The organism is Pseudomonas sp. CDFA 610 (assembly GCF_021147865.1).
Classification (GTDB): Bacteria; Pseudomonadota; Gammaproteobacteria; order Pseudomonadales; family Pseudomonadaceae; genus Aquipseudomonas; species Aquipseudomonas alliivorans.
In genome coordinates this window covers 437,868-461,844 of record NZ_JAGTPM010000004.1, presented here as the reverse complement: position 1 = coordinate 461,844, position 23,977 = coordinate 437,868, and the positions used below count along the sequence as shown (strand labels likewise).

At 59.2% G+C, this 23,977-nt stretch carries 21 protein-coding genes and 1 riboswitch; of the genes, 4 read left to right on the top strand and 17 right to left on the bottom strand.

Translation table 11 applies throughout. The features are described 5' to 3' along the window. Positions 1–65 precede the first annotated feature (65 nt). Positions 66–1,850, top strand: coding sequence for a molecular chaperone (locus KDX39_RS09895; RefSeq protein WP_231660194.1), 1,785 nt, complete (start codon positions 66–68; stop codon positions 1,848–1,850). A gap of 42 nt (positions 1,851–1,892) precedes the next feature. Here the strand turns inward: KDX39_RS09895 and serB are convergent, their stop codons facing one another. Further along, positions 1,893–3,107: a phosphoserine phosphatase SerB gene (gene serB, locus KDX39_RS09890; RefSeq protein WP_099229506.1), complete on the bottom strand. Its 1,215-nt coding sequence runs from the start codon at positions 3,105–3,107 to the stop codon at positions 1,893–1,895. Between the two features lie 130 nt (positions 3,108–3,237). On the opposite strand from serB, the gene KDX39_RS09885 reads away from it, so the two are divergent. Beyond that, complete coding sequence (locus KDX39_RS09885; protein WP_231660193.1) at positions 3,238–4,791, top strand: histidine kinase; 1,554 nt, start codon at positions 3,238–3,240, stop codon at positions 4,789–4,791. Between the two features lie 130 nt (positions 4,792–4,921). Here the strand turns inward: KDX39_RS09885 and KDX39_RS09880 are convergent, their stop codons facing one another. From KDX39_RS09880 to KDX39_RS09815, 14 genes are all read right to left on the bottom strand, one after another. After that, on the bottom strand, positions 4,922–5,617 hold the full coding sequence (locus tag KDX39_RS09880; protein WP_099229504.1) for a PqiC family protein: 696 nt from the start codon (positions 5,615–5,617) through the stop codon (positions 4,922–4,924). Positions 5,618–5,800: 183 nt separating this feature from the next. Beyond that, positions 5,801–8,056 (bottom strand): DNA topoisomerase IV subunit A, encoded by a 2,256-nt coding sequence (gene parC, locus KDX39_RS09875; RefSeq protein ID WP_004883528.1) that lies wholly within the window; start codon positions 8,054–8,056, stop codon positions 5,801–5,803. Positions 8,057–8,066: 10 nt separating this feature from the next. Next, the gene (locus KDX39_RS09870; RefSeq protein WP_231660192.1) at positions 8,067–8,588 is read right to left on the bottom strand and encodes a retropepsin-like aspartic protease family protein; all 522 of its coding nucleotides are present in this window, start codon (positions 8,586–8,588) and stop codon (positions 8,067–8,069) included. Continuing rightward, positions 8,585–9,562, bottom strand: a complete 978-nt coding sequence (locus KDX39_RS09865) for an esterase-like activity of phytase family protein (RefSeq protein WP_231660191.1) — start codon at positions 9,560–9,562, stop codon at positions 8,585–8,587. Before KDX39_RS09865 ends, KDX39_RS09870 begins: the two co-directional genes overlap by 4 nt. Beyond that, on the bottom strand, positions 9,559–11,463 hold the full coding sequence (gene parE / locus KDX39_RS09860) for a DNA topoisomerase IV subunit B (RefSeq protein ID WP_231660190.1): 1,905 nt from the start codon (positions 11,461–11,463) through the stop codon (positions 9,559–9,561). The genes KDX39_RS09865 and parE overlap by 4 nt, the downstream gene beginning before the upstream one ends. A gap of 71 nt (positions 11,464–11,534) precedes the next feature. Then, positions 11,535–12,152, bottom strand: a complete 618-nt coding sequence (locus tag KDX39_RS09855) for a YqiA/YcfP family alpha/beta fold hydrolase (protein WP_025993163.1) — start codon at positions 12,150–12,152, stop codon at positions 11,535–11,537. Between the two features lie 88 nt (positions 12,153–12,240). Then, positions 12,241–13,047, bottom strand: coding sequence for a 3',5'-cyclic-AMP phosphodiesterase (cpdA, locus tag KDX39_RS09850; RefSeq protein ID WP_231660189.1), 807 nt, complete (start codon positions 13,045–13,047; stop codon positions 12,241–12,243). Between the two features lie 486 nt (positions 13,048–13,533). Beyond that, a complete protein-coding gene (locus tag KDX39_RS09845) occupies positions 13,534–14,037 on the bottom strand; it encodes a hypothetical protein (protein WP_231660188.1) in 504 nt (167 codons plus the stop codon). Continuing rightward, the gene (locus KDX39_RS09840; protein WP_231660217.1) at positions 14,037–14,219 is read right to left on the bottom strand and encodes a DUF4926 domain-containing protein; all 183 of its coding nucleotides are present in this window, start codon (positions 14,217–14,219) and stop codon (positions 14,037–14,039) included. Before KDX39_RS09840 ends, KDX39_RS09845 begins: the two co-directional genes overlap by 1 nt. A gap of 47 nt (positions 14,220–14,266) precedes the next feature. Continuing rightward, a complete protein-coding gene (locus KDX39_RS09835; protein WP_231660187.1) occupies positions 14,267–14,707 on the bottom strand; it encodes a hypothetical protein in 441 nt (146 codons plus the stop codon). A gap of 1 nt (position 14,708) precedes the next feature. Further along, on the bottom strand, positions 14,709–15,128 hold the full coding sequence (locus KDX39_RS09830) for a hypothetical protein (protein WP_099229496.1): 420 nt from the start codon (positions 15,126–15,128) through the stop codon (positions 14,709–14,711). Then, positions 15,128–16,504, bottom strand: coding sequence for a hypothetical protein (locus tag KDX39_RS09825; protein ID WP_231660186.1), 1,377 nt, complete (start codon positions 16,502–16,504; stop codon positions 15,128–15,130). The genes KDX39_RS09830 and KDX39_RS09825 overlap by 1 nt, the downstream gene beginning before the upstream one ends. 252 nt (positions 16,505–16,756) lie before the next feature. Then, positions 16,757–17,209 carry a DUF1249 domain-containing protein gene (locus tag KDX39_RS09820; RefSeq protein ID WP_004883494.1) on the bottom strand — a complete coding sequence of 151 codons (453 nt, stop codon included), beginning with the start codon at positions 17,207–17,209 and terminating at the stop codon, positions 16,757–16,759. Further along, positions 17,200–17,817 (bottom strand): NUDIX domain-containing protein, encoded by a 618-nt coding sequence (locus tag KDX39_RS09815; RefSeq protein ID WP_231660185.1) that lies wholly within the window; start codon positions 17,815–17,817, stop codon positions 17,200–17,202. The genes KDX39_RS09820 and KDX39_RS09815 overlap by 10 nt, the downstream gene beginning before the upstream one ends. 209 nt (positions 17,818–18,026) lie before the next feature. On the opposite strand from KDX39_RS09815, the gene KDX39_RS09810 reads away from it, so the two are divergent. Continuing rightward, on the top strand, positions 18,027–18,773 hold the full coding sequence (locus KDX39_RS09810) for an RsiV family protein (protein ID WP_231660184.1): 747 nt from the start codon (positions 18,027–18,029) through the stop codon (positions 18,771–18,773). Here KDX39_RS09810 and cytX read toward each other — a convergent pair. Next, entirely contained in the window at positions 18,742–20,031 is a 1,290-nt protein-coding gene (gene cytX / locus KDX39_RS09805; RefSeq protein WP_231660183.1) for a putative hydroxymethylpyrimidine transporter CytX, read from the bottom strand. The two genes, KDX39_RS09810 and cytX, sit on opposite strands and share 32 nt — an antisense overlap. A gap of 129 nt (positions 20,032–20,160) precedes the next feature. Next, positions 20,161–22,050 carry a phosphomethylpyrimidine synthase ThiC gene (thiC, locus tag KDX39_RS09800; RefSeq protein ID WP_099229493.1) on the bottom strand — a complete coding sequence of 630 codons (1,890 nt, stop codon included), beginning with the start codon at positions 22,048–22,050 and terminating at the stop codon, positions 20,161–20,163. Between the two features lie 152 nt (positions 22,051–22,202). Then, positions 22,203–22,307: riboswitch (TPP riboswitch) on the bottom strand. Between the two features lie 164 nt (positions 22,308–22,471). On the opposite strand from thiC, the gene KDX39_RS09795 reads away from it, so the two are divergent. Beyond that, positions 22,472–23,911 (top strand): TolC family outer membrane protein, encoded by a 1,440-nt coding sequence (locus tag KDX39_RS09795; RefSeq protein WP_099229492.1) that lies wholly within the window; start codon positions 22,472–22,474, stop codon positions 23,909–23,911. Positions 23,912–23,977 lie beyond the last annotated feature (66 nt).

The window sequence follows — 23,977 nt, the reverse complement described above, 5'->3', positions numbered from 1 at the left end:
ATGTGGCCCATTGCCAGCATGGAGTCGCCGTCCAGGCCAGAGAGTCGTTGGAGTTCGCCTGTCACATGAGTAATTTGAGCCTTCCTCTGCTGTTGCGTGCACCCACGCCAACGCAGTCGAGCCTGTCATTCAGTGAGCCCACGCCCCGCGATCTCAAACGCTGGATCTCCCGACTGCCCAAGGCAAACCTCGGTGAAATGGCCCGCCAGCTGTATCAGGGCCTCAGCGAACTCAACCAGTTGATTACTCCCAGTGACAATCGCCTGCAAATGCTGGAATTGTTGCGCCCCGAAGTCTATTTCGTCTGCAAGCACCTTGAGCGGCACTTTCTCAATCAGGCCATTGTGCTCGACGAGCGCCCGCGCAAGGTGGCCAATCTTTGCCAGGCACTGCAGAACCATCTGGCAACCGGCTACAAGCAGGTCATCCAGCAGATCGCCCCGCGTTACAGCAAGGACCAGAGCGTGATGCTGACCACGGCATTGCAACGGGCGTTGCATGGCCTGAATGGCCCGCTGATTCGCGCCAATCAGCTGTATTGCCCGGTTCAGGAAGGTCTCTGGCTCGAACTTCACCAGCTCTATCAGATTGCCCGCCAGTTCCAGTTGCATCGCACGCAGGTAGACGAACCACTGGCTCATCACACCCGCACGCTCAGCGCCGAACAGACCTACGTGATTGCCCTGTTGATGGGGTGCTCACGCTGCAATCAGATGCGCCAGCTGAATATCGGCAAGCTGGCAGATGCGCTTGAAAGCTGGAGTGCGCTGGTGACTCTACAGATACCCGCCGACGAACACAGCCTGTTGGCGCTGGACCCTGCCACCGACAAGCCACCGCTGTATCGGACGCTGTTCACCGACGAGCAAATGCCTAGGATGCTGGGGATCCAGCCAATGGCACTGGCAGATGCAATCAACCATTACCTCGCCTTGCCGGCCGATCAGCGTGGCCCCACCAAGCTGCTCATTCCGACCGGCGTCAATACCGACCTGCTGCAACACTTGGCGGCGGCCTGGGGAGATGTTGCCGAACGCACTTTCCAGCGTACGGTGGGCCAGGGCACGCTGAAGCTCTGCATCGGCATGAGCGCGGTTCATTACTATGTTGCCGGGCAGAAGTCGTTCAGCGAACTGCTGCAACTGAACGCGACCAGCCACATTGCCGATTTCGCGCTCAAAGTGGTCAACGAGAACGACGACGATCCCTGGTCGTCCGCATTCGATACGCAGCGTGGCAATACGTCTTCGGTTCTGCTGCCCTACGAAGAAATCGAATACCAGAAGGCCGACGCCGATGGCGACTCCGCTTCCCATGCGCAGCACACATTTCCGATCTTTGACGTGAACATCGTCAACCACAGTCCGGGTGGTTATTGCCTTGCGTGGCACAAAGACGTGCCGCAGCAGTTGCAGGCGGGTGAGCTGGTGGGTATTCAGGATGATTCCGGGCAAGGCTGGAGCATCGCCATTGTGCGGTGGGTTCGGCAGGTGCGCAGCGGCGGCACACAGATGGGCATCGAGCTGATCGCGCCCTTTGCCCAGCCTTGCGGCATGCAACTGATCCGCGAATCGCAGAACAGCCAGTACCTTCGGACCTTGATGCTGCCGGAAGTGCAGGCCATGGACAAACCTGCCACAGTGCTCGCACCTCGCCTGCCGTTTCAGGACGACAGCAAGGTCATGATCAACGTCAATGGCGAAGAGCGGCGCGCGACACTGAGCAATCGTCGTATCAGCAGCGCCAGTTACAACCAGTTCGAATACCGGATATACGACGCGCCCAAGGCAGCCGAGCTCGAAAAAACCAAGCCGGGACAGGAATTCGATTCACTGTGGGGCTCGCTGTAAAGGCCGCCATCACTCACGCGATCGCGGCCTTACCCTGCAATTTCAGCGACTGGCTTCGCGGTCGCGAAAACCCAACAGATACAGAACTCCATCCAGACCCAGTGTCGAGATCGCCTGCCTGGCTGACTGCTTGACCAGAGGCTTGGCGCGGAAAGCCACGCCCAGTCCGGCAATCGCCAGCATCGGCAGGTCGTTGGCACCGTCGCCCACAGCGATGGTCTGCTCAAGGCTCAAGCCTTCCTTGTGGGCCAGCTCGCGCAGAAGGTCGGCCTTGCGTTTGGCGTCGACAATCGGCTCGACGGCCACGCCCGTGACCTTGCCATCTTCTACCGCCAGCTCGTTGGCAAACACATAATCGATGCCCAGCTTCGCCTGGAGCTGCTTGGCAAAGTAGGTAAAGCCGCCTGACAGAATCGCGGTCTTGTAACCCAGACGTTTGAGTTCAGCGAACAGCGTTTCGGCACCTTCGGTGAGACGCAGCGAAGCACCGATCTCGTCCAGCACGCTGACGTCCAGACCTTTGAGCAATGCCAGTCGCTCCTTGAAACTGGCACTGAAATCCAGCTCGCCACGCATGGCTCGCTCGGTGATTTCGGACACCTGCTCGCCAACGCCGGCCGCCTTGGCCAGCTCATCGATCACTTCAGCTTCGATCAGGGTCGAGTCCATGTCGAACACCGCCAGCCGACGATTGCGACGGAACAGCGAATCCTGCTGGAACGCGATATCGACGTTCAGGTCCTGTGCGACGGCCAGAAACTCCGCCTGCATGGCTTTCATATCACCGGGCTCGCCCCGTACGGAGAACTCGATACAGCCTTTGCCCTTGTCGGCCGGTGTATCGAGCGGCATGCGGCCGGACAGGCGATCGATCTGGTCGATGTTCAGTCCGTATTTGGCCGTGATGGAGCTCACGCACTGCAATTGCTCGGCAGTCACCTTGCGGGTCAGCAGCGTCACGATATGACGCGCCTTGCCCTGGCCTTCGACCCAGTGTTGATAATCCTCTTCGGACACCGCCGTGAAGCGCACTTGCTGATCCAGCTTGTAGGCCGTGAACAGGATGTCCTTAAGCACGGAAGAACCCTGTTCGGTTCCCGGAATTTCAACCAGCATGCCGAACGACAGCGTGTCGTGGATCACCGCCTGACCAATATCGAGAATGTTCACGCCACCCTGGGCGAGGACGCCGGTGATGGCCGCAGTGAGACCGGGACGGTCTACACCGGTGATGTTAATCAGGACGATTTCGCGCAAGGCGCACCCCCGCAGTGGAAAAAAACCGCATTCTAACCACTTTCAGTGACCACCGGGCACAGGCAGCGCTTTGCCGCTACAAGGTCGATCGTTATACTGCCCGGCAACTTCACCGAAAGAGCCGTGCTCTGTGAACCGGCACACGCCCGTTAAAACCGATAATTTCTTCCTGCTCATCTTTCGTGCCCTGCGTCATCGCCGTGTACCGATCGCTTTGCGCATTGCCAGCCATAACGTGATCCTGGTCGCGTTGGCGTTGGTGATCTACGCCGGTGTCATGGGCCTGCAGTTCAAGCAGGCCATGCATGAACAGGCTGACGCACTGGGGCAGGCCCTGACGACCCAGACCGCCACCTCGGCCACCGAGTTGTTGGTGTCCAACGACATCCTCAGCCTCAACGTGCTGCTGGGCAATCTGGTCAAGAACCCGCTGGTGGCGCATGCCGCGATCTACAGCGTGGACAACCGCATCCTTGCCGAAGCCGGCCAGCGCCCGAAAAACGGGCTTTTGGGTGAAGCCCAGGGCTTGTACGAAATCAAGATCACGTTCCAGGACGTGATGGCGGGTCATCTGCGCATCAGCCTCGACATGTCGCAATTCCAGCAGCCTATGACCATCAGCCTGCAAAGCATGGGCATATTGGCGGGCATTCTGCTGGCGCTGGCGCTGGCCCTGAGTCTGCGTCTGGGTCGCCACATCTCGACACCATTGATGCAGATGCGCATCTGGCTGCGCGATATCGATCCCTACACGCCGGCAACCGATCGCCAGGATGAAATCGGTGATCTGGCGCGTCAGTTGCGTACATCCTTCGCCCCGCCCGTTCCAGAGCCTGAACCCGTGCCGGAACCCGAGTACGAAGAAGAAGACGAAGGCGACGACCCTTATCTTGAGCCGGACGAGAAACCGGCGCCGTCATTTTCCGCGCGAGATCCTGTATCGCTGGCCAAGCCTCGACTGCCTGCGCCACCGGTTCAACGTCGTATCGTTGCCGAGGAAGATGAAGAGGACGACGGCGATGATCCATTTGCCGAGCTGCGTGACACGTCCGAAAGCGCCGGCCCGGCGCCCGCCGCCCGCCCGGTTGCTGTTCCGGTGGTGAGCGAGCCTCGGCACAGCGCCGTTCTGGCAGTACAGCTGGGTGCACAGGACCAACTGCGTCGCCTGCCCCGTGCCCGCCTGACCGAATTGTTGCAGCGCTACCGCGACTGCCTCGATCAGGCTGCGTCGCTGTATGAAAGTGAGCTTCATACCCTGAACGATGGCAGCACGCTGATGCTGTTCCACAGCCAGGAAAGCGGCGACGACTACCTGACCAACGCCATCTGCTGCGGCGAACTGCTGCGTGCGCTGAGCCATGCCTTGCAGATCGAGGTCGCCGACAGCGGCATTACCTTGCAGTTGCAACTGGGTCTGACGCTGGGTGAAGGCCTCGGCGGCCTGAGTCAGATCGACCTGTTGCTGACCGAAACCGCGCAGGACGCACTGGCACTGTCGCAACACAGCCGCAACCTGCTGCTGGTGGAGCGCAGGATCAACGACGACCCTCTGATCCGTCAACGCGCTCGAATCCGTCCCATTGCAAGCCCGGAAGGCGCCTGCTGTGTGGAGCGCTTGATGGAGCCCTACCCGTCCATGCTGGAGCGCCAACTGGCGCGAATGCACGAAACGCACAAGGCCTGACAAACGCTCGCCTCCGCCCGTGACGCTCCGCCCGTGACGCTCCGCGTCACATCCTGCAGGCGCTGATCACCCTCGGAATAACGCCCAATAAAAAGCCCGCATCGCTGCGGGCTTTTTGTTTTCCAAGCCTTTAGAAGCGGAACACTTCAAGGTCGGTGCGTATCGGTGAAGCCATCGGAATTCGAGGTTTGTCGGCTTCTTTGGCGCGGGCCACTGGGGCTTTCTTCGGCTCTTCGAGTGGCTGCCAGGAGATAGGCTTGATGGCCGTGCTGACCTGATCGGCCAGGCGCTGCAGCAACATGCCCTGAGCCTTGACCTGATCGGCCGAGCTGCCCGCATGGACCTGCTCGAGATGCACCAGTCGACTGTCACGCACGTGCCCCTTGCGGTCCAGCAAGCGCCATTGCGCATCCAGAACAGCGGGCTGCTTTGCACCGGAATCAAGACGAGTGATCGACAACACCACCTGGACATCAGGCGAGAAGTTGGCAACCGCTGGTGCCAGCACGACCCGTTGGCTATCAAGCTTCCAGGCCAGTTGACGCAGCAATAATTGATCGATATCCGACGACAGATTTCCCGCCCAGCGCCCATCGGGCGAAGCGGTCAGGGTGCCGTCAGGCTGTCGTTGCAGAAGGGTTTCGCGTTGCAGGTAGTCGGCCACCGAAACAGGGCCCAGCAAGACTGCCAGACCACTACTCTGTTTCGGCTGACCAGGCTCACCGCTGTCGAGTTGATAAAGCGCGGTCGGCTGGTGCACGCTGCAGCCAGCCAGACCCAGGACGCCGGTCATCAACAGGACAAAGGGAAGGCGTAGAAAATTCATCATCCCATCCAGGTGGCTGCCCCAAGGGAAGCCACAGTATAAATACTTTCCAGACCCATGCAGGCACTGCGCCACGCTTGCGCCCCAAGACCTCATATCATCCGTGAATATTCGCCATGACTCCAGCGATTATGCATCGTACTTCATGGCAAAACGAAGAACACCCGCGCCAGATCAATGTTTTCAGCCATTTTCCACCAACAGGGCGTCGACTCGCTGGAAGCCACGCGGGAGCTTATTGCCGCGACGGCCGCGCTCGCCCTTGTAATGTTCCAGATCCTCGGGCTTGAGCGAAAGTGTGCGTTTACCTGCCTGAAGCACTAGCGTAGCGCCCTGTGCGATGACCGCAAGATCGGTCACGTACTCTTCACGACTCGCAACCCGCTCGCCGGGAATGCCGATGATCTTGTTGCCCTTGCCTTTGCCAAGTTGCGGCAGGTCGCTGATCTTGAACACCAGCAGACGGCCCTCTGTCGTCACTGCCGCCAGCCAGTTCTGCTCGCGATCGGTCACCGGCCGCGGCAGGATGACCTTCGCGCCATTCGGCAGACTCAGCAACGCTTTGCCCGCCTTGTTCTTGGCCTGCAGATCTTCACCCTTCACGACGAATCCGTAACCGGCGTCGGAGGCGATCACATACAGCGACTCATCGTCAGGCAGCAGTACGCACTCGAACGTCGCACCCGGCGGAGGCTGCAGCTTGCCGGTCAACGGCTCGCCCTGCCCGCGTGCGGACGGCAAGGTATGCGCGGCAACCGAATAGCTGCGCCCGGTCGAGTCGATGAAGACCGCAAACTGATTGGAGCGCCCGATGGCTGACGTCTTGAAGCCATCGCCAGCCTTATAGGAAAGCCCGGTCGCGTCGATGTCGTGCCCTTTGGCGCAGCGTACCCAGCCTTTCTCGGACAGCACCACGGTGACCGGTTCGGTCGGCATCAACTCGTTTTCGGACAACGCTTTGGCTTCGGCGCGCGCCACGATTGGCGAGCGACGGTCATCGCCGTAGGTTTCGGCATCGGCGATCAGCTCGGCACGCACCAGCTTGCGTAGCTTGGACTCGCTGCCCAGCAGCGCCTGAAGCTTGGCCTGCTCCTTACGCAGTGCATCCTGTTCGCTGCGCAGCTTCATCTCTTCCAGACGCGCCAATTGGCGCAAACGGGTATCGAGGATGTAATCGGCCTGGATTTCCGACAGATCAAAGCGTGCGATCAGTTCGGCCTTCGGGTGCTCGGCCGTGCGGATGATGTGAATCACTTCATCCAGGTTCAGGTAAGCCGTCAGCAAACCATCCAACAGGTGCAGACGATGCTCGACCTTGTCCAGACGGAACTGCAGACGACGGCGGACCGTTCCGATACGGAAGGTCAGCCACTCGCTGAGCAGTGTCTTGAGGTTCTTGAGCTGCGGTTTGCCATCCAGGCCTATGATGTTGATGTTGACCCGGTAGCTGGATTCCAGCTCGGTGGTCGCAAACAGATGCTGCATCAACTCGTCGAGCTCGACGCGGTTGGAGCGCGGAATGATCACGATGCGGCAAGGGTTCTCATGGTCCGACTCGTCACGCAGGTCGGCCACCATCGGCAGTTTCTTGGCCTGCATCTGGGCAGCGATCTGCTCCAGCACCTTGGCACCGGAGACCTGATGCGGCAGCGAGGTGACCACGATGTCGCCGTCTTCGATGCGATACACCGCACGCATCCGCACCGAACCGCGACCGGTTTCGTAGATTTTCAGCAGGTCGGCGCGAGGCGTGATGATTTCCGCTTCGGTCGGGTAATCCGGCCCCAGAATGTGTTCGCACAGTTCTTGAATGGTCGCTTTGGGCTCGTCCAGCAAGTGAACGCAGGCACTTGCGACTTCACGCAGGTTATGCGGTGGTACGTCGGTCGCCATGCCCACAGCGATACCCGTGGTGCCGTTGAGCAGGATGTTCGGCAAACGCGCAGGCAAGACAGCAGGTTCATCCAGAGTGCCGTCAAAGTTCGGCACCCAGTCCGCCGTGCCCTGACCCAATTCGCTGAGCAGCACCTCGGAATAGCGCGACAGGCGCGCCTCGGTGTAACGCATGGCCGCGAAGGACTTGGGATCGTCCGGCGCACCCCAGTTGCCTTGGCCGTCCACCAGCGTGTAGCGATAGCTGAACGGCTGGGCCATCAGCACCATGGCTTCGTAGCAGGCCGAATCGCCGTGCGGGTGGAATTTACCGAGCACGTCACCGACGGTACGCGCCGACTTCTTGTGCTTGGCATCGGCGCCCAGGCCCAGCTCGCTCATGGCGTAGATGATACGGCGCTGTACGGGCTTCAGGCCGTCGCCGATATGCGGCAGGGCACGGTCCATGATCACGTACATGGAATAGTTGAGGTAGGCCTGTTCGGTGAAGTCAGCCAGCGAGCGGCGTTCTACGCCATCCAGGCTGAGGTCAAGGGAGTCGCTCATGCGGGCCTCATCATTGTGTTGACTGGCGCAGCAGCAAGTTGCCGCCGCGCTGTGTGAATTCGAGTTGTTTCATTGCGCTCATGCCCAGCAGCACCTGATCGCCTTCCAGACCCGGCGCGACCAGGGCGCGCACGTTGGTCAGGACAATGTCGCCCAGTTGCAGCCGGTCGAGCGAGGTCCGAAAACCCTGGCTGTTGCCATTGGCCGTGCTGACGGTTACCGGCAGGCCGCGCTTCAGGCCCAGGCTGTCGGCCATGTCACCGGGAATGGCGACGTCCGTCGCCCCGGTGTCGATCATGAATTCTACCGTCCGGCCATTGATCTGGCCGGTACTGACGAAATGCCCCTGACGATTGCCCGCAAGCTGCACCTCAACATAACCATCGACGTGCTGCGAAGAGACCACGGTATTGGGGTTGCGCTGCTTGTCTTCCCAGTCGCCGAAAAAGCGCGTAGCCAGAAAGATACCGGCCGCCCAGGCCAGAATCATCAGGGCCTTGCCAGCGCGCCTTCCGGGAACCGCCTGGTTCATTGACCGTCACTCCAGCCCGCGGCAGGTGCAGCGAAACGCCACACAATCGGGCGTTCTTCGCCATCGGCACGGGCACCGGAATTGTTGTCGATGCCGATCCAGGCACCGGTATCATCCACCACCAGCGCCTCGGTCAGGCCGTAGGGCTGATCATAGCGACGCGAAGGCAGCATGGCCTCCCTGGAAAATGACCAGCAACGCTCGATCTGCCCGGTTTCAAGCTCCCGACGACAGATGCGATACACCGAACGCTCCAGGGTGAACAGCTTGCCGTTGTACAGCGAGATATCAGAAAAATCCGTCGAGACCTTCTTGCGCTTCTGCTCCGGCGGCAGCGTATCTTTGCCTGCTTCGGCCAGCAGTACGCAGCTTTGCCCGCAGGTCCACTGATCCTTGTCACGCTGCACCACCAGCAGCCCGCGCTTCTCGCGCTCGGCCGCCAGCCAGATCCGGTCGCCTGCGGCGTTCACCGCAATGCCTTCAAAGATCGCATTGAAGTGCTGCAACATGCCGTTGGCCCGCGCCTGTTCAACCATCGCCGCAGGCAATGGCAGCCAGACCGGTGCACCTTCCAACGGCACTTTCAGCACCGTGCCGTAGGCCTCGCTGACCAGATAACGATTGCCCGCCGCATCGCAGCTGATGCCTTCGAAATCCATGCTGCCACCACGCACTATCGATGACAGGTTCGCCAGCGAGCGCAGGTTCAACGGCAGATAGCTCTCAGGCTTCGGCATGTCGATAACATGGGGCTCGGCCTTCCAGACGCGATCTGACACATCAAGACTGTAAAGCAGGTTGTCGTCCCGGTCGGAAACCGTCCACAGCCGACCATGACACGAGGCTAGACCCGACAGATTGCCGCCAACCATGCCGTCTACCGGATGCTCGGACTGCAGTTTCAGGGCCTCGAGCGGGGCCGCAAAAACCGGCGCGACCACAAGGGCCAGGGCGGCGAGCCAGGCTCGTATCAAATCATGACCTCGGCGAGGTTGCCTTTCGATTCAAGCCAGCTTTTACGATCACCGGCGCGCTTCTTGGCCAACAGCATGTCCATCATTTCCGAGGTTGCCGCGTAATCATCCAGCGTGAGCTGCACCAGGCGCCTGGTGTTGGGGTCCATGGTGGTTTCACGCAGCTGTGGCGGGTTCATTTCGCCCAGGCCCTTGAATCGGGTGACCTGCGGCTTGCCGCGCTTCTTCTCGGCCACCAGACGATCAAGAATCCCGTCACGCTCGCTTTCGTCGAGCGCGTAGTAGATTTCCTTGCCCAGGTCGATGCGATACAGCGGTGGCATGGCCACATATACATGACCTGCGTCGACCAATGGGCGGAAGTGCTGAACGAACAGCGCACACAGCAGCGTTGCGATGTGCAGCCCGTCCGAGTCGGCGTCGGCCAGGATGCAGATCTTGCCGTAGCGCAATTGACTGATGTCAGTTGCACCCGGATCGACACCGATGGCGACTGCGATGTTGTGCACTTCCTGACTGGCAAGCACTTCGCCGCCGTCCACTTCCCAGGTGTTCAGAATCTTGCCGCGCAGCGGAAGAATCGCCTGAAACTCCTTGTCGCGTGCCTGTTTGGCCGAACCGCCCGCAGAATCGCCCTCGACCAGAAACAGCTCCGAGCGCGCCGGATCCTGCCCAGCGCAATCGGCCAGCTTGCCGGGCAAGGCAGGACCTTGCGTGATGCGCTTGCGCTCGACCTTCTTGCTGGCCTTCAGGCGGCGACCGGCGTTGTTGATCGCCAGATCCGCCAGTTGCAGGCCCAGTTCGGAGTGGGTGTTGAGCCACAGGCTGAACGCATCCTTGACCACGCCAGAGACAAACGCCGCCGCTTCACGGGACGACAGGCGCTCTTTGGTCTGGCCGGAGAACTGCGGTTCCTGCATTTTCATCGACAGCACGAACGCGATGCGCTCCCACACGTCTTCCGGCGCGAGCTTCACGCCGCGCGGCAGCAGATTGCGGAACTCGCAGAACTCGCGCATCGCATCCAGCAGGCCCTGACGCAGACCGTTGACGTGGGTACCGCCCTGCGCGGTCGGGATCAGGTTGACGTAGCTTTCCTGAACGCTGTCGCCGCCTTCCGGCAACCAGAGCAAGGCCCAGTCGACGGCCTCCTTGTTGCCCGCAAAACTGCCGCAGAACGGCTCATCCGGCAGGCGCAGGAACTCGGTGACAGAATCCTGCAGGTAGGAGCGCAGGCCGTCTTCGTAATGCCACTCGACTTTCTCGCCGGTGGATTTGTCTTCGAAGCTGACCAGCAGGCCCGGGCACAGAACGGCCTTGGCCTTGAGCACATGCTTGAGGCGGCTGACGGAAAACTTCGGCGTGTCGAAATACTTGGGGTCGGGCGCGAAATACACGCTGGTGCCGGTGTTGCGTTTGCCAACCGTACCGATGACCGCCAACTCGGTGGCCTTGAAGCCATCGGCAAAGGTCATTTCGTATTCGTTGCCGTCACGCTTGACCCGCACCCGGACCTGAGTGGAAAGCGCGTTGACCACCGAAATCCCTACGCCGTGCAAGCCGCCGGAAAACTGGTAGTTCTTGTTGGAAAACTTGCCGCCTGCATGGAGCTTGGTAAGGATCAGCTCGACGCCAGACACGCCCTCTTCCGGGTGAATGTCCACCGGCATGCCGCGACCATCATCGGACACTTCAAGGGAGTTGTCGGCATGCAGAATGACCTGCACCGACTTCGCGTGACCGGCCAGGGCCTCGTCGACACTGTTGTCGATGACTTCCTGCGCCAGGTGGTTGGGCCGCGAGGTGTCGGTGTACATGCCCGGACGTTTGCGAACCGGATCGAGGCCCGAGAGGACTTCGATGGCGTCTGCGTTATAAGAGCTAGCGCTGGGATTGGCCATGGGTTCTCGTTATCAATCGTTCATTAAATTTCGGGAGTTGAAAGTTCTTTTATGCCTTGACCGGCAGTCATTTACAGCGCTGACAGATCAATCCCCTGCAACAGGCTCGGGGCAAACCCGGCAAAACTCAGCAGCGCTGGCAGTTGCTCGGCAAAACCCTGATAGCTGTGATCGCCACCGGGCTGTATGCGCAATGCACAGGCACGGTAGAACGCCTGGGCGCGGCGGTAATCCAGCGTCTCATCACCCGTCTGCAGCCAGACCTGAATCTGCTGCGGATCCTGAGGGGCGGGCACTTCCAGTTCCGCCAGCGCGTCGATATGGTCTTGTGTCAGTTGCCACTGCTCACCGGTGTACAGATTCTGCTGCGTGCCGAGAAACCCGTCGAACAACTGATGCGGATTGACAGCCGGGTTGATCAGCACGGCCTTGAGACCGTGGCGCTGCGCCAAATGAGTCGCATAGTAGCCGCCGAGCGAGCTGCCGACCAGCAGAGGCCGACCCAGCGCAGCAATGGCCGACTCAAGCTGAACCATGGCCTGACGCGGATGATGATGCAGTTCAGGGACTTGAAGCTGTTCGGCAAGACCCAGCGTCTTCATCAGCGCGAGCAACTGGCAGGCCTTTTTCGACAAAGCCGAGCTGTTCAGGCCATGGATGTACAGCAATGAGGGGGTTTCACTGGTCACGCTGCCGCTCCTGGGTGCAAAGCAAAGCCGCGCAGTTTACAGGGACTAACGCGACAAAACCTTACTGGAAATAGTTACGTAAGACGATTCAGTAGCCGGTGCCGCCGTAATCGGCCTCGAACACCATGCCGACCACGCGGGAAACGCCTGTTTCAAGCTGTCCGTCATCGTGCAAACGCAGCCATCGGTAGCCTGGCGCGAGGGTGTCCAGCTTGAAGTCCTCACTGCCCGGCGCGAACTGAATGCAGGTCGAAGGCGAGGCCAACAACCGCACGCTCTGTCGCATCTGGTCGAATTCCTGATGCACATGCCCCCAGAGCACGGCACGGACCTGCGGAAATCGATCCAAAACCGCAAAAAACGCCTCGGCGTTGCGCAAACCGATCGGCGCCATCCATTCACACCCGATGGTCACCGGGTGATGATGCAGACAAACCAGATGATGCCGATCGGGCGCCTCGCTCAGGGACTGCGCCAACAACCGCAATTGCGATTCAGCCAGAAAACCCGGCACAGAACCTGGCACCGCAGAATCCAGCAACGTCACCCGCCATTGGCCGATATCCAGCACCGGCTCCAGCAACCCGACGCCCTGCGCCACCTGCTCCATTTGCGGCAGCTCATCATGATTGCCGGCAAACCAGCGCGCAGGCGCTGCAATCTGTCCGCTGAGCCGACGAAACGCCTCATACGACTCCACGCTGCCATCCTGGGAAATATCCCCACTGGCAATCACCGCATCGATATCCGACTGCTCGGCCAGCACCCGCTCGACCACCTTTTCCAGGCTGTCACGGGTATTCATGCCCAGCAACGTGCCGTCCGCCTCGGCAAACAGATGGCTGTCGGATAGCTGGACCAGCAAAACTGACGATGAAGGGGCTGCGCTCGGCAAGGCCGTCTCCTGGAAAGGATTCAGCGCGATTATGTGACGGCGAGCGGTACGGGTAAACCCGGAATGTGGAGGTGGCAGCGGATATGGGTCACATTTTCACTCAAGTCATCCGTGCCGTCTGGCTGACAACCTCAGCGCTTTGGTCCGTCGTTTCAACGTGTGAAACCAGTCGTGGTGCCGGGCGCCTGATGAGAATCAGGGGCCCGTCGCACACCGAAGCCCTCCTGATGCCTCTTCAGTAAAAACGCCGAAGCCTCGCCTTCCGAACAGTCGAAAAAATCAACGCTCCCGCCACCATCCCCGCCAGCCCGGCGCCCGACAGATAACCCAGCGCTTGCTCGTAAGGCATCTCGGGCCAGCAGTGCCCCATGATGAATAGTGTGATCAGGGTGCAGAGGGTCATGGTTGAGAAGGATGCCAGTAAACCTCGTATGACAGTCATTATCCCTCACACGTCAGCGATACGCGTATACGCCAGATCAAAAATCAAACGCTGCACAATGTCACCCAGACCTCATCCAGTTCATCATCAAGCAAAAGCAGCGCCTCAAAACCCGAATCCGGAAACTGCCGATTGAGCTTCGCGCCCCAGCAATCGCGAATCACCGCACCCAACTCGGCAGCCTCGTCGTAACCGATATCGCCCAGCAAGCTGGTGATCTCGACCATATTTATCCAGTAGGGTATTTTCTGAATAGGCACCTGCCGTTCCAGCGAGTCTTCATAATTGGTGTATGTGAAGTTCTCCTCGATGAAATACCCGCCTTCATGAATAAAAATCGTGGGATTGAAGAGCGCAGCGAAGCTTTCGATGACGTCTGCCGGAAAACTCAGACGCGACAGGCTCATGTAGAGATAGCAAAACTTTGATGTGCTGGCCCTATCTCCCACCACATAATCCGCATAAGGATATATGATCGGCACCTCATCACTGCTAGAAGTCTCCGACCGAAAGAGACCCTTGAGTCGTTCAAGTATTTTCAAGCTCATCACAGCCGTACCAAAAGAGATAACTGCGAAGGAAACAAGGTCAACTGCGCCGTCGTTCTGCCTTGCGAATCGGTGAACTCGACTTCGTACGCAATATCCGGAACAAAGAATTCATGCACAATCGTTCCTGTTGTCCCTTTGAGCAAACCTTCATCAGGAACATCCACTTCAAGCCTGACCACGTCGAGCAATCTAAAATCCATTAGGCACATCCAAAGCCCTTCAAACCTTAATCCGAAAAGCCAATCGTCACAAATACCTCACAGCCCTCATCATCGACAATCGCTCTGGCTTGAGCAAAAGACGGGCCGAATTCAGAGGCAAGTTTGGCGTTCCAGCTTCCCGCCAATGCATTCGCGACAACCGTCGCTTCAGGCACTGAGAGATTCTCAAAAAGTCCCGTCACCTCAAGCAGGTTCATCCAGAACTGATTCTTGGCTGGAGAGTTATCCGATTCCAACAGCGAGTGATAATAAGCCTCATCAAAGTTCTCCTTAACAAAAACCCAGTCATCCACACGTATAAATTCAGGCCAGTACAGCTTCGCCATCCAGAGCGCAAAATCAGCAGGCAAGCGCTGCGTATGATGAATCGCATGAATGTAATCGAAGCCCGAGACAGGGTGATGAGCATTATCAGCCCGGAACGATGCAACATCGTAAGATCCCATATCAGTCAGCCAATTCACGTAACGCTGAAAACGGACTTAACCGTTCATGAACATCACTCCATATGATCCACTCATGACTGTCAAAGGCTTCAAGTGCGATAAAACAGTTTTGCGGCGGCTCATCCACCTCGATGGGTTTCCTGATCTTGTCGACAGAATCCACGGCGACGATAAAGCAGTCGAAGACCTGCTCGATATCATTGGCAAATAGGCGCAGCTCTTCCCAACTGAATAACCATCCTTTTTCGAGGTCTCGCAAACGCTCCTCAAAGTCAGGCATAGCCAGCCCAGCCGGAGCGATGCCGACACCGTAAAACTCAAGCACGGCCCAGATCCATTTGTTATCAGGAACAAATGACAGCATTTCCTTCAAGTTAAAAATAAAGCCTTCACCCGTTACCGGGATAGTCAGCTTATTCATTAGGGATACTCCAAAGGTTTAGCATCTCCATGCTTAAGAGTTCCTCCGGTTTCATTGGGAGTCCAATCGTGCTGATGTGGATTTGTATGATTTTCAGGGCGACCATGATCTGTAAAGTCGATGTCCCGACTGGGCACCAATGCGCCAGCCTCATCTTCACGCCACTCACGTGCTTGCCTGTAGTCTCCACGACGCCCCTTTTTATTACCCAGTTGTGTATGCGGAACATCAGAATCAGGAATATGGTTGCCGTGCTTGTCTCTAGGTAGTTTTCTCTCCGGCCGATATAAATATGCCGGCACAACCGCCTTCGCCTGCGGAATCACAACCGTCTGCGATCCGCTCCCCTTGCCTTCAGCAATCCCTGCCTCGTAAACCCTGGCTTTCTTGAGATTAGCGCCCAGCTTGCCCAGTGTCTCGCCTAACCGTGTGAGCAGTGGCGTCATTCGTGTGGAAGCAACTGATGCGCGTGCTGCGAGGCCGGTGCCGCCGGTCAGGAAAACCAGCAGGGCTGCCAATACGATCTCGAAGGCCATGCCTCCGGTGAATTCGAGGATGGACTCGTGATTCAGGATGCTGACGTATTCTGCGGCAAAGTCTCGCAGTACACGCTTGCTGGCTGCATCTTCAAAGATGTAGTTCGCAGCCTCATAAGCCTGCGCCATCTTTTCCCGGCTGATGGTTGCGGGATCAAAACCCAGTGCTGCGGCCAGATCACGGTATTGAGCTGCCGTGTACTGCTCCAGAAATGAATCCAGCCAGCCTTTTCCGGGTTCCGGCTCAGCCTTCCAGGCCGCCACTGCCGCCTGTGCAAGCTCATCAAAGGGGTTGGCCAGATCAGCGAATTCAAGGCTTGACTCAACCAGCCCCCAAGCGCCGTACAAAAATCCACGTCCCAGTGCGATCTGGGCATAAAAGACATTGGCAACCGCGCTGCGCTGTGCCTGGATCGCTGTCAGACGGTCGGCTTCGACTCGCTCGGCGGCCAGGATTTCATGCAGCACCTTTTGCAGCTCTGATCGAATGCCACCCAGCTGCGCTTTCGGATCGAACCGCGGATTGAGCCGGATTCTGTGCGCACGGCCTTCAGTGACCTGGCTGAGAAAACTCTTGGAATCCAGCGTGCCCCGGATGACCTGGCCGTCTTCCTGAGTAAGCGCCCAGGGACAGCCAACCAGACATTCACCGTTACTCCAGAGAAATCGAACGCCTACCAGACAACTGACTTTGGGCTCTTGCGCATAAAGCGTACGTGGCGGCTGATTTTCCCAGGTGTATTCGGGTGGTGGCGGCTTTGGCGGGGATTTGGCAGGTCCGGCGGGCCGGCATACACCCGGGGTCGGCGAATAGTTGCCTCTGGTGTCGTAAACACCCATGGCGGTGAACTCCTTGTATCGATGATCACGCGTCCATGCGCTGAGGCAGTGCGGTTCAGTCGGTCGTGAAACCTTGGCTGAACGTGGGCAGATGAAAAGCAGCTGGCGAGTTTAAGCACTGGCGCGAGGTCGTCCAGCGTCAAAAAGTATCGGGAAATTTCGGAGACGAGGGCTGAAACGTATTCAGCAAAATGCCGCCCAGGAATAGCGGCATTTGTCAGCAGAGAAGGTCAAAACGTATCGAAAGATGAATCAGCGGACCGCTTCGAACTCGTGTCCACAGGCCAGGCAGTGGCTAAGCCATTCACCCAGAAACAGATTGAGCTGGGCCTTTTCGTCCGGCTGGTGCATGTCGGCATTGGGGTACGGATAGATCCCCCGAAAACGACGGGCGTGTTCGGCGCCGATGACTTCGGCCATGCGGGCGTCGTGGTAGACCTGTACTTCCAGACTGGGGATCGGCAGCCATGGCAGGCTGTGTTCCTGACGCACCTGCAGGGTAGTGGTGTACGGGCAGTCGAGCAGCACCTCGACCGCCAGCACGCCCAGCATCTGGTCACCCTGGGTCACCGCGACGCGGCGTGAGCGCTGTTCGTTGCGCATGTCCGGCAACAAACGCATCAAGCGCGCGTAGTTGGCCTCGCAGGCAGCCTGCAGCCCGGCAAGATCAACACGGTAGCGCTCGCGCAGTAGATTCACGACCATAACCCCCTTATTTCAGCGCGGTTCAACGCTAGCCATTGCAAGGCAATGATCGTTGCCGCGTTCATGATTCTTCCGTCCGCCACGGCCTGCATCGCATCGTCGAACGACCAGACTGTCACGCGGATGTCTTCACCTTCTGACTCAAGCCCGTGCAGGCCGCCCGCCCCCTGACTGTCGCACTGCCCCATGAACAGGTGAACGAACTCGTCACTGCCACCCGGCGAAGGAAAATATTGGGTGATCGGCCATAGCGCACCGAACACAAGCCCAGCTTCCTCTTCTGCCTCACGATGAGCAACTTCTTCCGGTTGCTCGTCCTTGTCGATCAGACCGGCCACCAGTTCGACCAGCCAGGGGTTACCGGTCTTCTCGACAGCCCCCACGCGAAACTGCTCGATCAGCACCACCTCGTCACGCTTGGCGTCATACGGCAGCACGCAGACAGCATCGTGACGAACAAAGAGCTCGCGACTGATTTCCTGACTGGTACCGCCGTTGAACAGTTCGTGGCGCAGGTGCAATTTGTCCAGCTTGTAAAAACCTGAGAAGCAGTTTTCCCGCCGGGTAATCTCGAAAGCCGTCGGTACTGATCGGGTGGTCTGGGTCATGGGTTTCTCGCTTGCGGCTATCTTGAACTTCCAACCATCCTAACGCGCATCGACCACCGGATGCAGCCCCTCTTAAATAAGCAGGGTAGACGGGCGCTACGTAAAACAATTCTAATCCGCCCAGCGGCGAACCGAACCGGGCCTTTGCAGTCCAACCTGCCTGCATACGCACAACACGACCGCCTTTACTGACTCTGCCAAGGATCAACATGTCGTTACTGAGGATCACTTCACTGGCCTGCCTGGCCTTGTTGCTGGGCGCCTGCCAAAGCCTCTTCACGCCCAACATGCGCGCACCGCTGCAGGTTCAGCGTGATGCTTCCGAGCTGATCAAGCCGGGCTGCACCACTGCCGACTGCCCGCTGGTGAACATCGATACCGTGCACTTCCCTGACGAGCCAAAGCTGGACGCCATCGTTCAGAAGACGCTGCTGCAACTGACTGTCGCCGACAGCAGCACGCCGCCGCCTCCGTCGATCAAGGCCTATCAGGAACAGTTCCTGAGCCGTGCCCAAGGCCGCAACAGCAGCTACCTGCAAGCCAAGGTACGCGAGCAGCATGACGGTATCGTGGTCGTCGAGCTTTCCAGTTATCTGGATAACGGCGGCGCTCATGGCAATCCTGGCCGGGCGTTCATCAACTACTCACGCCAGCAGCAGAAGGTTCTGACGCTGGCCGACATGGTGATCCCGGGCAAGGAGCAGGAGTTCTGGCAGAAAGCCGAGCTGGCTCATCAGGGCTGGCTGGTGTCGAGCAAGATGAACGAAGACGCTGCATTCGTGCAGACCTGGCCGTTCAAGCGCACGCCGCACATCGCCCTGACCTATGGCGCCGTGATCCTCAAGTATCCGGTGGAAACCATCGCACCCTACTCCATGGGCCACATCGAGCTGAAGATTCCTTACCCTCAGCTCAATGGCATCATCAAGTCAGAGCTGTTTCCCGGCCGCGGCTGATCGCACGACCGATCAACAGTTGCAGCACGCCAGCGACGATGAGCGCTGGCAGTGTTGCACCCACATCCGGGTACAGGTTGGCCAGCAGGTGGTAGGTACTGATACCGCCCAGCCAGGCCAGCAGACTCATCCAGCGCAAGCCACTCGCGGCGACCTGACTGCCGCGACGACGCAGGATGAAGTGATCCACCAGCACCACGCCGAAGAGCGGCGCAAACACCGAACCGATCAACAACAGAAAATTCTGGTACTGCGCCAGCGGCGCGAGACAGGCGATCAGTGTGCAGATAATGCCGATTGCCAATGCCAGGTGCTCGACCTTGATCCGTGTCAGCAGCGCCGTGGACACTGCCGCCGAGTGAATATCGGCGAAAGCGTTTTCCGACTCGTCCAGCAGAATCAACAACAACGGAATCCCCAGACCCGCGCCGGCCAGTGCCAGCAGCAGCGCATTCGTTTCGCCACTCGGCGCAAACGCCAGGGTATAGGCGACGCCGAGCCCCATCAGCCAGAAGTTGCCGATAAAGAAACCCACGGCCGTGCCGCCGAACACGTTGCGTGCGCGCTGGCCGAATCGAGAGTAGTCGGCAATCAGTGGCAACCAGGAAAGGGGCATGGCGATGGCGATGTCGAAACCCACGGCAAACGGCATCGACCCGTCACCGCTGCGCGCCCAGAGTGCGGCCAGCTCAGCTTTGTTCAGCAGATTCCAGGTCAGCCAAAGGCAGGCGGCAAGTAACAGCCAGATACCCCAGCGACGCAGGATCTGACGCACGAACGTCAACGGCCCGCCGACGGCCAGCAGAGTCGCCAGCGCACCGAAGAACAACGTCCAGAGCAGTGGATTGGCCCACAGGCTGCCTTCTGCAAAGGCACGTGCGCCCAGCAGACTGGCGGCATCGCGCATGACGATGATCTCGAACGAGCCCCAGCCAATCAACTGCAGCAGATTCAGCAAGGCAGGCAAGGACGCGCCCTTGCTGCCGAGACTGAGTTTGAGCGCGGCCATGGACGACAGGCCTGTGTCCGTGCCGATCACTGCGACACTGGCCAGCAGCATGACGCCGACCAGCGTGCCGAGAACTATCGCCAGTAACGCGCCAGACATGCCCAGCCCCGGCGCCAGCAAGGCACCGGTCTGCAGCACCATCAGGCCGATGCCCAACGAGAACCACAGGGAAAACAGATCGCGTCCGCCGAAAACCCGCTGGCTGACAGTGATGGGCGTGTCGGGGGAATAGGTGCCGGGTGTGTTCACGGTTCTGGCTCGGTAAGAAATGAGTGATGTAGCGTCTTGTGGTTTGGACGCGGAGCGTCCTGAGCGGCGGTCCCGCGCGAAAGCGTGGGCTGTATCAGTGCGCGAGCGCGCGCACTGATACCAGGCGTGTCAGACCTTTTTATAGAGCTGACTGCCCTCCTGTTTGAAGCGCTCGGCCTGCTCGGCCAGACCTTGGGCGACCTCTACATCAACTGCCTCGATCCGCTGATTGGCCGCGTACTCGCGCACTTCTTGAGTGATCTTCATCGAGCAGAATTTCGGTCCGCACATGGAGCAGAAGTGCGCGACCTTGGCCGAATCCTTGGGCAGGGTTTCGTCGTGGTAGGAGCGTGCAGTGTCCGGGTCCAGCCCCAGGTTGAACTGATCTTCCCAGCGGAATTCGAAGCGTGCCTTGCTCAAGGCGTTGTCGCGAATCTGTGCGCCGGGGTGCCCTTTGGCCAGGTCGGCTGCGTGAGCGGCGATCTTGTAGGTGATGATCCCGGTTTTCACGTCATCCTTGTTCGGCAGGCCCAAATGCTCTTTCGGCGTGACGTAGCAGAGCATGGCGCAACCGAACCAGCCGATCATCGCAGCGCCAATGCCCGAGGTGATGTGGTCATAACCCGGCGCAATGTCCGTAGTCAGCGGGCCAAGGGTGTAGAACGGTGCCTCGTCACAGCATTCCAGTTGCTTGTCCATGTTCTCCTTGATCAACTGCATCGGCACATGGCCCGGGCCTTCGATCATGGTCTGCACGTCGTGCTTCCAGGCAATCTTGGTCAGTTCACCCAGGGTTTCCAGCTCGCCGAACTGCGCCGCGTCGTTGGCGTCGGCAATCGATCCCGGACGCAGGCCATCGCCCAGCGAGAAGCTGACGTCGTAAGCCTTCATGATTTCGCAGATGTCTTCGAAATGGGTGTAGAGGAAGTTCTCCTTGTGATGCGCCAGGCACCACTTGGCCATGATCGAACCGCCACGGCTGACAATGCCGGTCACGCGTTTGGCCGTCAGCGGCACATAACGCAGCAGCACACCGGCATGGATGGTGAAGTAATCGACGCCCTGCTCGGCCTGTTCGATCAGCGTGTCGCGGAACAGCTCCCAGGTCAGGTCTTCGGCAGCACCGCCGACCTTTTCCAGCGCCTGATAGATCGGCACCGTGCCGATTGGCACGGGCGAGTTGCGGATGATCCACTCGCGGGTTTCGTGAATGTGTTTGCCGGTGGACAGGTCCATGACCGTATCCGAGCCCCAGCGAATGCCCCAGGTCAGCTTGGCGACTTCTTCTTCGATGGAAGAACCCAGTGCGCTGTTGCCGATGTTGCCGTTGATCTTCACCAGGAAGTTGCGGCCGATGATCATCGGCTCCAACTCGACATGGTTGATGTTGGCCGGAATGATCGCGCGACCGCGAGCAATCTCTTCGCGCACAAACTCGGCAGTGATTTCTTTCGGAATGCTGGCACCGAAGCTGTGCCCGGCGTGTTGCTGAGTCAACAGGCCGGCGGCGCGCGCCTCCTGAAGTTTCATGTTTTCACGGATGGCGACGTATTCCATCTCGGCGGTGATGATGCCCTGACGCGCATAGTGCATCTGGCTGACGTTGGCACCCGCCCTGGCCCGGCGCGGGTTGCGCACATGCGCAAAACGCAGCGCTGTCAGTTCGGCGTCACTCAGGCGCTGCTGGCCGAAGTTGGAACTCAACCCCGGCAAACGCTCGGTGTCGTTGCGTGAGTCGATCCACGGCGAGCGCACATCGGCCAGGCCTTTGCGCACATCGATGATCACGTTGGGGTCGGTGTAAGGACCGGAGGTGTCGTAGACCGTGACGGGGGCGTTGATTTCGCCGCCGAAGTCCGTCGGGGTGATATCCAGCGTGACTTCGCGCATGGGCACGCGAATGTCCGGACGCGAGCCCTGGACGTAGATCTTCTGCGAACGGGTAAACGGCTGTACCGATCCGGAATCGACCTGCGCCGACTCGCTCAAGTGGGGTGCGTTTTTTGGTTTTATGCTCATCACGGTCTCTCCAGACATCCACTGTGGATTTATTGTCGGAGTAACCTGATCGGGACGGACGGGTGCACTGAGAAAGTGCTGAGTATCGAGAAAGGCGTGCTGTTCATTGATTGAACGATCGACCCCGGACGACACTCAAGAGGACTCGCCGGGTGACGAGAAATCTTGTTCCCTACGCAGGCGCTAACCTGATCAGGTTCAACGGGATCCGGTTTAACCGATCTCAGCCTCACAGCAAGGCACCCCGACAAGAACGGCATCAGTCTATGCCGCGTCGAGGCTGTAAAGCCAGCGCAATTGCGCGGGCATCGATAAATGGCTGAAATGTCCGATTGTTGCGTCATGCGTCTGGCTCTACACTCGCTATCCCGGTTTTTTTCATCCAACCGTGACTATTTTCTTCATGAACAGGGAACGCCTCATGTTGCGCAAACTTTCGTTGGTCGTGGCTGTTTCATTTGCGTCCAACGGACTGACCTGGGCAGCCGACGTGCCGCTGCCGACCAAAACGGGTCTGGTGAACGTCTATGAGCAGGCGGTGGACAACAACGCCGATCTGGCCGCGGCCCGCGCCGATTACGCTGCCCGCAAGGAAGCTGTGCCTCAGGCGCGTGCCGGTCTGCTGCCCAATCTCTCCGGCAGCGCACAAGCCAACAACACCCGTACCAGCATCGATCAGCCACGTGCAATCGCAACGCGCAGTGGCACGGTCTATCAGGCGACCCTGAGCCAGCCGATTTTTCGTGCCGACCGCTGGTTCCAGCTCCAGGCGGCTGAAGCGGTCAACGAACAGGCGGCGCTTGAACTGTCGGCCACTGAACAGAACCTGATTCTGCAATCGGCGCAAAGTTACTTCAGCGTGCTGCGCGCTCAGGACAATCTGGCCGCGACCAAGGCCGAGGAATCCGCGTTCAGGCGTCAGCTGGATCAGGCCCGGGAACGCTTCGATGTCGGTCTTTCGGACAAGACCGACGTGCTGCAGGCGCAGGCCAGCTACGACACCTCGCGCGCCAGCCGCATTCTGGCCCAGCGTCAGGTGGACGATGCATTTCAGGCGCTGGTAACCCTGACCAATCGTGAATACAACTCCATCGAAGGCATCGTTCATACCCTGCCGGTGCTGGCACCGACGCCCAACGACGCCAAGGCCTGGGTCGACACTGCAGCCCAGCAGAACCTCAACCTGCTGGCCAGCAACTACGCCGTCAACGCCGCCGAAGAAACCCTGCGCCAACGCAAGGCCGGGCATGCGCCAACGCTGGATGCGGTCGCGACTTATCAACGCGGCGACAACGATGCACTGGGTTTCAACAACCCCAACTACACCGGGCAGAACTACGGCGGCGATGTCGAGCAGCGCACCATCGGTGTTCAACTGAACATTCCGATCTACAGTGGCGGTCTGGTCAATTCACAGGTGCGCGAAGCTTATTCCCGGCTGAGCCAGAGTGAACAGCGCCGCGAGGGCCTGCGCCGTCAGGTAGTGGAAAACACCCGTAACCTGCACCGTGCAGTGAACACCGACGTGGAGCAGGTTCAGGCGCGCAAGCAGTCGATCATCTCCAACCAGAGCGCGCTGGAAGCTACGGAAATCGGCTATCAGGTAGGGACACGCAACATCGTCGACGTGCTGGATGCCCAGCGTCAGTTATATGCATCGGTACGCGACTACAACAACACCCGCTACGACTATATCCTCGACAATCTGCGCCTGAAACAGGCCGCCGGAACGCTGAATCCGGGTGATCTGCAGGACCTGTCGCGCTATCTGAAATCCGATTACAACCCGGACAAGGATTTCCTGCCACCGGACCTGGCGGCAGCAGCGCGCAAGAACTTCGAAAGACCGGCACAACGCTGAGCACGCGTCAGGATCGGACGCACAGCGACTGGCCTTTTAGACAAGCCTTGCTGAAAAATACAAAAC